The 11,215-nt window shown below is 68.2% G+C and carries 12 protein-coding genes; 6 read left to right on the plus strand and 6 right to left on the minus strand.

All coding sequences use genetic code 11. The features are described from left to right. Positions 1-12 precede the first annotated feature (12 nt). Positions 13-1,413, minus strand: coding sequence for an MFS transporter (locus ACFW0G_RS04080; RefSeq protein ID WP_378323234.1), 1,401 nt, complete (start codon positions 1,411-1,413; stop codon positions 13-15). 245 nt (positions 1,414-1,658) lie between these two features. Between ACFW0G_RS04080 and ACFW0G_RS04085 the strand changes: the two genes are divergently transcribed. After that, positions 1,659-2,372 carry a transglycosylase family protein gene (locus ACFW0G_RS04085; RefSeq protein ID WP_378323235.1) on the plus strand — a complete coding sequence of 238 codons (714 nt, stop codon included), beginning with the start codon at positions 1,659-1,661 and terminating at the stop codon, positions 2,370-2,372. A gap of 15 nt (positions 2,373-2,387) precedes the next feature. Here ACFW0G_RS04085 and ACFW0G_RS04090 read toward each other — a convergent pair whose 3' ends face one another. Next, positions 2,388-3,173, minus strand: coding sequence for a glycerophosphodiester phosphodiesterase (locus ACFW0G_RS04090; protein WP_378323236.1), 786 nt, complete (start codon positions 3,171-3,173; stop codon positions 2,388-2,390). Between the two features lie 66 nt (positions 3,174-3,239). Between ACFW0G_RS04090 and ACFW0G_RS04095 the strand changes: the two genes are divergently transcribed. After that, the gene (locus ACFW0G_RS04095) at positions 3,240-3,620 is read left to right on the plus strand and encodes a hypothetical protein (protein ID WP_378323237.1); all 381 of its coding nucleotides are present in this window, start codon (positions 3,240-3,242) and stop codon (positions 3,618-3,620) included. On the opposite strand, the gene ACFW0G_RS04100 is transcribed toward ACFW0G_RS04095, so the two are convergent. Further along, positions 3,617-4,612: a tyrosine-type recombinase/integrase gene (locus ACFW0G_RS04100; protein ID WP_378323238.1), complete on the minus strand. Its 996-nt coding sequence runs from the start codon at positions 4,610-4,612 to the stop codon at positions 3,617-3,619. The two genes, ACFW0G_RS04095 and ACFW0G_RS04100, sit on opposite strands and share 4 nt — an antisense overlap. 106 nt (positions 4,613-4,718) lie before the next feature. Between ACFW0G_RS04100 and ACFW0G_RS04105 the strand changes: the two genes are divergently transcribed. Both ACFW0G_RS04105 and rox read left to right on the plus strand, forming a co-directional pair. Next, positions 4,719-5,015: an EF-Tu/IF-2/RF-3 family GTPase gene (locus ACFW0G_RS04105; protein ID WP_378323239.1), complete on the plus strand. Its 297-nt coding sequence runs from the start codon at positions 4,719-4,721 to the stop codon at positions 5,013-5,015. Between the two features lie 760 nt (positions 5,016-5,775). Beyond that, positions 5,776-7,266, plus strand: coding sequence for a rifampin monooxygenase (gene rox / locus ACFW0G_RS04110; protein ID WP_378323240.1), 1,491 nt, complete (start codon positions 5,776-5,778; stop codon positions 7,264-7,266). An 88-nt stretch (positions 7,267-7,354) separates the two neighbouring features. On the opposite strand, the gene ACFW0G_RS04115 is transcribed toward rox, so the two are convergent. Further along, entirely contained in the window at positions 7,355-8,059 is a 705-nt protein-coding gene (locus ACFW0G_RS04115) for a GntR family transcriptional regulator (protein WP_378323241.1), read from the minus strand. A gap of 98 nt (positions 8,060-8,157) precedes the next feature. Between ACFW0G_RS04115 and ACFW0G_RS04120 the strand changes: the two genes are divergently transcribed. Continuing rightward, on the plus strand, positions 8,158-8,697 hold the full coding sequence (locus ACFW0G_RS04120) for a YbhB/YbcL family Raf kinase inhibitor-like protein (RefSeq protein ID WP_378323242.1): 540 nt from the start codon (positions 8,158-8,160) through the stop codon (positions 8,695-8,697). Positions 8,698-8,726: 29 nt separating this feature from the next. Continuing rightward, complete coding sequence (locus ACFW0G_RS04125) at positions 8,727-9,632, plus strand: MBL fold metallo-hydrolase (protein WP_378323243.1); 906 nt, start codon at positions 8,727-8,729, stop codon at positions 9,630-9,632. 21 nt (positions 9,633-9,653) lie between these two features. Here the strand turns inward: ACFW0G_RS04125 and ACFW0G_RS04130 are convergent, their stop codons facing one another. After that, positions 9,654-10,313, minus strand: coding sequence for a class I SAM-dependent methyltransferase (locus tag ACFW0G_RS04130; RefSeq protein WP_378323245.1), 660 nt, complete (start codon positions 10,311-10,313; stop codon positions 9,654-9,656). Positions 10,314-10,324: 11 nt separating this feature from the next. After that, positions 10,325-11,149: a putative protein N(5)-glutamine methyltransferase gene (locus ACFW0G_RS04135; RefSeq protein WP_378323434.1), complete on the minus strand. Its 825-nt coding sequence runs from the start codon at positions 11,147-11,149 to the stop codon at positions 10,325-10,327. Between the last annotated feature and the right edge of the window lie 66 nt (positions 11,150-11,215).

Below are 11,215 nucleotides of genomic sequence, written 5' to 3' on the forward strand. Positions count from 1 at the left end.
CCTATCGGTGCCTCACAGCACCCGCGGCGGACGGTTGCCCGCCGCCACGATCGCGCGGCGCACCGGAACCCGCCACACCAGCACCAGCCCCAGCACGAAGAACACCACCAGCGCCACGATCGCCAGCCGGAACGACCCGGTCGCCTGCCCGACACCGGCGAACACCAGCGGCCCCAGCCACGACGTCCCCCGCTCACCCACGACGTAGAGCGAGTAGTACTGCGCGTCCTTCCCCGCCGGGATCATCTGCGCGAACAGCGACCTCGACAACGCGTTCGTCCCGCCCAGCACCAGCCCGATCCCGATCGCCACCGCGTAGAACTGCACCGGCCGCCCCGGCTGCACGAAGAACGCCCCGCCGAGCACCACCACCCAGAACGCCAGGCTGATCAGGATCGTCCGCTTCGCACCCAGCCGCCGCGCCACCAGCCCGTGCAGCACCCCGCCCCCATACGCGACGAACTGGATCACCAGCACCGTCATGATCAGCACCTCGTCGCCGAACTTCAGCTCGTCCTTCCCGTACTGCGCCGACACCGTGACGACCGTGTTGATCCCGTCGGTGAACACCAGATAGCTGCCGAGAAACGCCAGCGTCAGCGGATACGCCTTCGCCTCGGCGAGCGTCCGCCGCAACTCCGCGAACCCCGCACCCACCACCGACCGCCCCGGCTCCGACACCACCGGCACATGCGTCCGGGGGAGCGCCCGCAACGTCGGCAAGGTGAACAGCGCCCACCACAGCCCCGAGGTCAGGAAACACACCCGGACCGCGGTCGGCTGATCCACCCCGAACGCGTCCCGGCCCAGGTAGAACCCCAGCTGCAACGCCAGCGCCAGGCCACCGCCGAGATACCCGAACGCCCAGCCCTTCGCCGAGACGTCGTCCCGCTCGTCCGGCCCGGCGATGTCGACCAGGAACGAGTAGTACACGACCAGCGAACCGCCGTAGCCGATGTTGCCCACCACGAACAACGCCGCACCCAGCTGCCAGTTCGACCCCGCCGTGAAGAACATCAGCGCCGCCGCCGTGGCACCGAGGAACGCGAACCCGCCCAGGATGCGCCGTTTGTGCCTGCTCCGGTCGGCCACCGCGCCCGCGATCGGCAGCACCAGCACCTGCACCACCGTCGCCACCGACAGCAGATACCCCCACACCGAACCGGCCGGGAACTGCACCCCGAACACCGTCACGTCACAGTGCTGGAGCTTGTTCTCGACCCCCGCCACGTCCGTGCAGGGCCTGTCCCCGTTAAGGGTGATATTCGACTTCGCGTCGGCCGCCGCCACCGAACTCAAGTACAGCGCGCCGAACACCGTCGTCACCGACGAATAGAACGGCGAATTCGCCCAGTCGTAGAAATACCAGCCCCACCGTTCCCGCTTGCTCGCACGGGTCTCGGTCAGCGCCATCCAGGGCTCCTCCGCTCAGGAACATCGAGGTCAGCGGGGACAGTACTGGCGCGCCCTCAGCCGAGACCCCGTTGTAGGGAAACCGTGTCCGGTTTGTCGTCATCACCCGATCGACGCACCCCGTCGAACGCCCATTTCCCGAATTCGCGGCGTGTCGCGGAGCCGATTTCCACCTGTGTCATGTGATGCTGGAGAGCGTAGTGTGACTCTTGTGGCGAAAGGGTCACAGTTCTACTGTGCAGCGCATGATCAAGGACCGCCTGCGCACCGCCTACCGAGCCGTGGTGAGAATCGTTCTCCCCGCCGTAGCCGTACTGGGCCTGCAGATCACCGTCGCCACCACCGCCTCGGCCGACCCCTCCGCCGCCGCATGGGCCAAGCTCCGCATGTGCGAGTCCAGCGGCCGCTACGCCGTCAACACCGGAAACGGCTACTTCGGCGCCTACCAGTTCGACCTACCCACCTGGCGAAGCGTCGGCGGCCAGGGCAGACCCGACCAGGCCAGCGGCCGCGAACAGGACTACCGCGCGCTCTACCTCTACCGGATGCGCGGCTGGCAGCCCTGGGAATGCGCCGGCAAGCTCGGCCTGCGCGAGGACGGCGACGCCCGCAGCAAACGCGTCCCCACCTACGAGGAATCCGCCTACATCGGCGGTGGCCCCGCACCGATCAAACCCACCCCGCCCGCCCCCGCCCCGGCGCCGCCCACACCACCCAACGGCGGCCCGAAACCCGCCTGGCCCGGCCTCGTCTACGCCTACGGCGACTGCGCACCCGCCCTGCGCACCTTCCAGCTCCGCATGAACGCCCACGGCTACAAGTTCCAGGGCACCGGCTGCTACTACGACAAGACCAAACAGGCCGTACTCGACCTCCAGCGCGCCAACGGCATCAAGGACTCCGGCCGCCTCGGCCCGAAGACCTGGAAAGCCGCATGGGAAGGCAAGGCACCCCGATAGGGAAGACGTGACCGATCAGCCGGCCTGCCGCCACGCATCCCGCTCGACGAGCACCTCACGCAGCAGATCCGGCCGATCGGTCACGATCCCGTGCACCCCCAGATCCAGCAACGCCCGCATCTGGACCGGATCGTCGATCGTCCACGTGTGCACCTCGGCACCCGCCCGGACCGCCGCTCGCACGAACGCCCGATCCACCACCGTCAACGGCCCCTGCCGCACCGGCACCTGCGCCATCGCTCCCCGCGCCAACCGCGCGATCGGGAACATCGGCGCCCACCCGTTCGCCCACAGCGCCAGCACCGACCGCGGCCCCATCGACGTCACCAGCCGCGGCCCCGCCAACCGCCGCAGCCGCGCCAGCCGAGCGTCCGAGAACGCCGCGGCCGCCACCCTGTCATAGGCACCGGTCCGCTCCAGCACCCGCACGAACGGCTCCACCGCCTGATTCGCCTTGACGTCGATGTTGAACCGCGCCTCCGGCAACTCCTCGAGCACATCCTCCAACCGCGACAACGGCACCTGCCCACCGACCTTCACCGTCCGCAGCTGCGCCCAGGTCCGCTGCGCGATCGCCCCCGAACCATCGGTCGTCCGATCCAGCGACGCGTCGTGATGCACGACCACCACACCATCCGACGTCGCGTGCACATCGGTCTCCAGATACCGGTACCCCTCCGCCACCGCCCGCCGGAACGCGGGCAGCGAATTCTCCAGCCCCGCCAGCTCATCGAGATGCCAGCCGCGATGGGCGAACGCACGGGGGAACGGATCGGCGAGGTACGGAAACGGTGACGACACCCCTCCAGTGTGCACTTCGGCCATGACCCGAGCGTGAGCGGACGATGGCCGGATAGGGTCGGCCGGGTGAGGGAAGTGGCCGAAGACGCCCACCAGGCGGACGAACTGGCGCTACCGCGCCGCACCAGCGCACCGAAACACTGCGGCTGGTGCGGCAGACGCCTGCCGGCGGCAGGCAACGTCGGCAGGCGGCGCCGCTACTGCGGCCAGTCCTGCCGTCAGCGCGCCTACGAACGCCGCACCGCGCTCCAGCGCAGCGGACTCCCCGAAGACGCCGTCGTCCTGTCCGACACCGAGATCGCCACCCTCCAGGACCGGCTCTTCCAGCTCCGCTGCGCCGCCGAAGACATCGTCACCGCCGCCGACGACGGAGCCGAACCCACGGAACTCCGCAAACTCGCCGACGAACTCGCCCGCGCCGCCCGCGACCTCGAACAACTTCGTTAACCATCCGCCTCCGGCACCAGCCGATCCAACGCCACGTACGTCCGGTTGCTCGCGGCCGCCGCACGCTGCTCACGCCCCGTCGCCTCGATGTAGTTCTGACTCGTGGACAGACTCGCGTGCCCCAGCAACCGCATGATCTCCGACGCCGTCGCCCCGTCCTCGGCCAGCCGCGTCGCGAACGTGTGCCGCAAAGCGTGCAGGTTCGCCCCTACCGGCACCCGATCGTGCAGCCCGGCCCACCGATAGCACGACTTCACCAGGTACTCCAGCGCCCCACGCCCGATCGGCTCACCGGCCCGATCCCGCAGCAACGCCGACGAAGGCCCGAACCGCGCGTGCGGGAACCGGCGGCGACACGACTCCAGATAACTCTCCACCAGCCGCGCCATGATCGGCTGCACCGGAATCGACCGGTCACGGCTGCCCTTACCCCGCACGTGCAACCGCAGCTCACCGGCCCGGCCCACGAGCGAACGCACGGTCAGCGTCCGCATCTCCGCCGCCCGCAACCCGGCCACCAGGCCCAGCGCGATCACCAGCACGTCCCGCTCCGGCCACGGGTCCCGCGCCTTCCGCGACCCCTCCGCCACCGAAGCCAGCAGCCGCTCCGGCGTCTCCTCACCCCGCAACGGCTTGGGGGACAGGGGAGGAGTCTTCGGCCGCGCGACCGCGCCCATCGGATTCCCGCCCAGCAGTCCGTCGGACACGCAGAACGTCAGGAACTGGTTCCAGGTGGACCAGGCCCGCAGCACGGAACTCTTCGCGTGGTTGTCCGCGAACGCGCCGAACACCGCCCGCAGCACCTGCACGGTCAGATCGGCCACCTCCAGCTCGTCGGCGGGACAGCCCAGCTCGGCCACCAGCAACGCGGTGATCCCCGCGAGATCGCGGCGGTACGCCGCGGTCGTGTGAGGAGAGTCCTTGCGGGGCCGACGTGCCGCGAAAAAGGCTTGCTGTGCCTCGGAAACCCTCATGTGGATCTTGTACCGCACAGCACCGACAATCCGGCGCCGAGGCCGCCTGTGCGAGGATGACGCCATGGGCCTGTTCTCACGACGTCGCGAACCCGAGTCCCCGGCGGAGCCGTTTCAGTTCGCCGTGGAGAAGGTGTTCGTCGTGCCGGTACGCGGCGTGGTCTGCACCGGGACGGTCACCAGCGGCACCGTGCGCGTCGGTCAGCCGGCCAAGATCACTCTCGACGAGGAGTCACGTTCAGTGACCGTTTCGCGGATCGAGGCATACGGCAAGAAGCGGTCGTCCGCGGCGGCAGGGGAGCAGGCCGGATTGTTCCTTGGCGGTCTGACCATAGCCGATGTGCCGACCGTGCCCGGACAGGACGGCTCCATCAAGGATGGCGACGGCCTGGCTGGGGCCCAAGTGGTTTCCGTGTTCTGATCACGGAAAGTGAGAGTTCTTCTCGCGATCGTATGCGGTTTCATGCATAATAGCAATTATGCATGAAATGTCGGTATTGACCGGTTGGTCCGGCTCGGGGGAAATCTCGGGTCGGGTGGGTCGTTTCGACGCGTTGTCGGTGGGCTTTGACGCGTCACCGGTTCCTGGCGGGCGTTCGGTTCGTCGAGCTGGGCCCTCGAAGAGATCGTTGGCCCGAGGGCGATTCTTCGCCGGAGACCCGGTCCGTCTTCAGATTCAGCCGAACCGAACACCCTGGCCCACAACGTCACAGTGACGTTTTGAGGCGATGTCCTAGGACGCCTCAACGTCGACCTGTCGGGCCTGATCCTCGGACTTCCGGCTGCCGTGCTCTGGGTGGCTTTGTCAGCGAGGGATGTGGCGGCCGAACATCCATGGACAGCGCTGCGGCCACCTGATCGACGTGTGCGCAACCGCGTCACACATGTGGACTTACCTGTCTGGACAGCCCCTCTCGACGTCCTGATCAGCGCTGCCCCAAGTGCCGATAATGTACATTATGTCAAGTAGTCGGCCTGGGCCCACCCCGACCGCGGTAAAAGGATTGGACGGGCTGACGCTTGGGCTTGTAACTTGCAGCCGACCGTGACACCGCCCGAGGAGGTGAGACCCATGAACGCAGGATCGATGTGGGTGCTCCCCGTCCCGTCACGGCCGGGCGATTGACGTAGGTGTCGCCGGGAGCGCCTCGCCACCAAGGCACTCTCGAAAGGCACCACCTATGCACTCTTCGCAGCTCACCGCCGAGCCGTCGTCAAACGATACGGCCGAGCCTCCCCTGTTCGACTTCGACGTGATCATTGCCGGGTGCGGGCCGACCGGCGCGATGCTGGCCGCCGAACTGCGGCTGCACGATGTTCGGGTACTCGTTCTGGAGAAAGAGACCGAGCCCGTGTCGTACGTCCGCATAGTCGGTCTGCATATTCGCAGTATCGAGCTGATGGCGATGCGCGGGTTGCTGGACAGCATTCTCGAACACGGACGACAGCGTCCGGCAGGCGGCTTCTTCGCCGCCATCCCCAAACCCGCGCCCGAGGGTCTGGATTCCGCGCACGCCTATCTGGTGGGTATTCCGCAGCCGGTCATAGTCCGCCTGCTCGAAGAGCATGCGATCGGTCTGGGCACGCACGTCCGGCACGGTTGCGCGGTGGCCGATTTCGAGCAGGACGACGAGGGTGTGACCGTCGAGCTGGCCGATGGCGAACGGCTGCGTTCGCGCTATCTCGTCGGCTGTGACGGCGGGCGCAGCACGGTGCGCAAACTGCTCGGTGTCGGCTTCCCCGGCGAGCCCTCCCGGACCGAGACGCTGATGGGCGAAATGGAAATGGGCGCGTCACAGGAAGAAATCGTTGCCAAGGTGGCCGAAATCCGCGGGACCGATGACAGGGCTCTCGATCTCAGGCCGTTCGGCGAGGGCGTTTATCGCGTCGTGGTTCCCGCCGAGGGAGTCAGCGATCGTGCGGAACCACCCACTCTGGAGGATTTCAAACACCAGCTGCGCGCGATCGCCGGAACGGATTTCGGTGTGCACTCCCCTCGTTGGCTGTCCCGTTTCGGGGACGCCACCCGGCTGGCCGAACGGTATCGGGTCGGGCGGGTGCTGCTGGCCGGCGATGCGGCACATATTCATCCACCTTTGGGAGGGCAGGGCCTCAACCTGGGCGTTCAGGACGCGGTCAATCTCGGCTGGAAGCTGGCGGCGCAGCTCCGCGGGTGGGCGCCGGAACCGCTGCTGGACACCTACCAGGCCGAGCGTTATCCGGTCGCCGAGGACGTGCTGGACAACACCCGTGCCCAACAGGAGCTGCTGTCCACGGAACCGGGCGGGCGGGCCTTGCGGAGGCTGCTCACCGAACTGATGGATTTCGACGAGGTGAACCGCTATCTGATCGAGAAGATCACCGCGATCGGTGTCCGCTACGACCTCGGTGCCGGCCCCGACCTGCTCGGCCGCCGCCTGCGGGACATCGACGTGAAAGCCGGCCGCCTCTACGATCTGCTGCGTCGCGGCCGCGGCCTGGTGCTGGACCGCACCGAACGGCTGACCGTCGGCGGCTGGCCGGACCGGGTCGACTACCTCGCGGATCCCACTGCGGCACTGGATGTTCCGTGCGTCCTGCTACGGCCGGACGGACACGTCGCCTGGGTCGGCGACGATCAGCGGGACCTGGACGACCACCTTTTCCGCTGGTTCGGCAAACCCGCCACCTGATTTCGCCCGAAGTGGGTCAGGCCGCCTCCAGGGCGAAGAAGAGGAAGCACTGGAGGCGGCCCACTCCCCCTCGATGAGGTGGGCGCGGTCAGCGAGGTTGGCGAGACGCGTGGGGGTCGTCGTCGGGTGAGAGTGCCGCCGCGGTGAGGGTCAGGTGCTGATCGAGGATTTCGGCGGCGGAGTCGGCGTCTCGGGCCAACGCGGCTCGTTCGAGCTTTCCGTGCTCGCCGAGGTGGTCGCGAGCGGGTGTGCGTTGTCCGGACCACCTGCGTGCCAGTTCGCTCGCCGTCCACAGGCGGTCGAATGTTTCGAGCAGTACGGGGTTGCCGCAGCCGTCGAGCAGGGCGCGGTGGAATTCGTAGTGCGCGGCGGACCAGGCGGCGCTGACGTACGGTCCTTCGTCCTCCTGTCGCAGGGGTGTGCGGTGGAGGCGGTGGTGTGCGGCTCGGACCCGGGTCTCCCATTCGAGGTCGCCGCGTTCGATGGAGATCCGGAGCATGTTCGGCTCGATGGTGCGTCGTGCTTCGGCGATCTGTTGCCAGCGCTGGTCCGAGAAGGCGGGCACGGAGAAGCCCCGGTTCGGGTGGCGGTCGGCGAGGCCTTCGCCGATCAGTTGCTGGAGTGCCTCGCGGACGACCGACAGGCTCACCCCCATCGAGGTGGCCAGTTCCTGGGGTTTGAGCGGTTCGCTCGGGCCGAAGTCGCCACGGAGGATCTGGGCCTTCAGCTCGTCGTGGACCTGGGCGGAGCGGATCCGGGTGGGCGAGGTCACCGCGCGGGCTGTCTGTGCCATGTCTCGATGGTAGATCAAAACTCGAAAATCGACTAACATAAAAATGATCGATTATCATCCCGACCGACTGGGGTCGACTCAAGTAAGGAACCTGTCCCATGCACGAGAACAACCCGTTCGCGCGCCTGCCCGAAGCCGCGACGTTCACTTTGACCAGCGCGACCATCTCCGCGGGCGAGCCGTGGCCGGTCGCGCAGATGTCCGGCGCCGCCGTGCCCGGGGGCGCGGACGTCTCGCCGCACCTCGCGTGGGGCGGTGCGCCCGGGGGCACGAAGAGCTACGCCGTGACGGTCTACGACCCGGACGCGCCCACCGGGTCCGGGTTCTGGCACTGGGCCGTGGCGAACATCCCGGCGGACGTGACCGAGCTGGCCGAGGGGGCCGGAAGCGAGGACGGTGCTCTCCTGCCCGACGGTGCCGTTCAGCTGCCCAACGACGCTCGGGTGTCCCGTTTCTTCGGGGCGGCCCCGCCCGCCGGGCACGGAGTACACCGCTACTTCGTGGTCGTGCACGCCCTCGACGTCCCCCACCTCGACATCCCGGCCGAGGGCACGCCCGCTTATCTGGGCTTCCTGATGTTCGGGCACGTCCTGGGGCGGGCGGTACTGACGGTCACCGCGGAGACACCGGCCGGCTGAGGGGCGGCACCACAATCGCAAGGAGTGTCATGGAACAGTGGAACGTAGGCGACATCTCGATCACGAAGGTCGAGGAAACCGAAAGCTGGGCGCCGCTCGAATTCCTCCTCCGGGTCCTGCCGGCGTCGACCGCGGAGGAGATCGAGCGCATCGAGTGGCTGAAGCCGACCTACCTGAACGACGGCAAGGTGAACGTCCTTGTCCACTCGTTGCTGGTGGAGACGCCTACGCACAGGGTCGTGGTGGACACCGGCCTCGGCAACGGCAAGAAGCGCCTGGCGCCGGTCTTCGACGATCTCGACACGGATTTCCTGGAGAGGTTCGAGAAGGTGTGGCGCCGGGAGGAGGTCGACGGCGTGCTCTCGACCCACCTGCACATCGACCACGTCGGCTGGAACACGATGTTCGAGGACGGCCGGTGGCGGCCCACGTTCCCCAACGCTCGCTACCATTTCGTGCGTGAGGAGTACGCGCACTGGAAGGCGTTCGCGGAGGATCCGCGTGCTCGTGAGGCGTACACCGAATACGGCTACACCATGGTCGACGCGGTAGCGGTGTTCGAGGACTCGCTCAAACCGATCGAGGACGCCGGGCTGATCACCTGGGTCGAGCCGGGACAGGTCGTAGTCCCGGGAATCTCGCTCATCGCCACCGCGGGCCACACGCCTGGCCATGTTTCGGTTCTTGTCGAGGACGGCGGCGAAAGCGCCGTGATCACCGGCGATCTGTTCCACTGCCAGGCTCAGATCGCGCGGCCGGACTGGTCGGCGGAAATGGACAGTGACACCGAGGCGGCGACGCGGGCCAGGAGGGATTTCCTCGCGCGGTTCGCCGACTCGCCGACTCTGGTGCTCGGAACGCATTTCGGTACGCCAACGGCCGGTCGTGTCGTGCGCGACGGGGAAACGTACAAGCTGGTTCCCGAGCGCGGCTGAGCGTTCGGGAACCAGGCCGGGTCAGGCCGCGGCCGGTTTGCGGAGGATCAGGTGGGCCTGCGGGCTGTTCTCGTACTCCCCCTCCGGTTCGCGGACCAGCCGCGAAATCGGCTGGAACCCGACATCGGTGGCCAGCGTGGCGATGTGGTCCGGTTGCAGGCGGTAGGCGTTGTAGTCGAGGCCGTCGTGGCCGTAGGCGCTCGTGATGTGGCGAGGTTCGTCGCCGACCTGGAACGCGAGCAGGAGGTGGCCTCCCGGCGCCAGGACCCTGGCGAACTCTGCGAAGATCGGCGGGAGCAGTTCCGGCGGTGTGTGGATGATCGAGTAGTAGGCGACGACGCCGCCGAGTTCGCCGTCCTCGAGGTCCAGCGCGGACATCGAGCCGACCTCGAAGCGCAGCGCGGGGTAGGTCCGGCGGGCGACGGCGATCATCTCCGGGGAGAGGTCGATGCCGGAGACCGGTACCCCGAGCGAGTCCAGGTAGGCCGTGATGCGCCCGGGTCCGCAGCCGATGTCCGCGACGGGTCCGGCGTCGGCCGCGCGCACGTACTCCGCGAACACGCCGAGCATGGCGCGGTCGTAGGGCATCCGCGCGAGCGACTTGCGGAGCAGTTCGTGGTAGTCGGCGGCGACCTTGTCGTAGGCGGCGCGGGTGGCGCTCAGGTAGGCGGGTTCGGTCATGGTCGGTGACCTTAGCCGTCTGGCTGAGCGCTGTCCGGGGCTTCGGCGAATGTCGGGTCCGCTCCCCTGGTGCCGATGACGACGGTGGCGCCGAATTCGCCGGAGCTTGCCACGCGGGGGCGGAATCCGTTGTGTGTCAAGGCTTTCGCGAGTTCCGGGGCTTGCCGTTCGCTGCTTTCGACGAGGACTGCGCCCTCGCCGGTCAGCCAGGTCGACGCGCCCGCGATGACGCGTCGCAGGATGTCGAGGCCGTCGGCGCCGCCGTCGAGCGCGGTCTGCGGTTCGTGGACGCGGGCTTCCGGAGGCATCAGTTCGATCGCGTCGGTGGGCACGTACGGGGCGTTGGCGGTGAGGACGTCGACGCGTCCGCGCAGGGTGGCGGGCAAGGGCGTGTAGAGGTCGCCTTGGAAGACCTGGCCGCCGACGGGGATGACGTTGCGGCGGGCGCATTCGACGGCGGCCGGGTCGAGGTCCGCGGCGTACAGGTCGACGTCGTCGAGCGCGGTGGCCACGGTGGTGCCGACCGCGCCGGAGCCGCAACAGAGGTCGACGACGACGGCGCCTGGGTGCGCGTACCGGATTGCTTGGCGGGCAAGGAATTCGGTACGGCGGCGGGGAACGAACACGCCTGGGCCTACGGCGACGCGCCGCCCGGCGAACTCGGCCCAGCCGAGGATGTGTTCCAGCGGGAGGCCGTCGACGCGGCGGCGCACCATGGTGTCGAGTTCGGCCGGCGTGCGGGCCTCGGCGATGAGCAGCCGCGCCTCGTCCTCGGCGAAGACGCAGCCGACGGCGCGGAGCCGGGCGATGACGGCCGAAGAGTCGGCGGCAGACATGGTCATGGGCCCGCGACATTACCCCGTGGTGCGGGGCGGCGGGACGTTGACTGAAGTAATGAATCG

This window comes from Amycolatopsis sp. NPDC058986, assembly GCF_042741125.1.
GTDB lineage: Bacteria > Actinomycetota > Actinomycetes > Mycobacteriales > Pseudonocardiaceae > Amycolatopsis.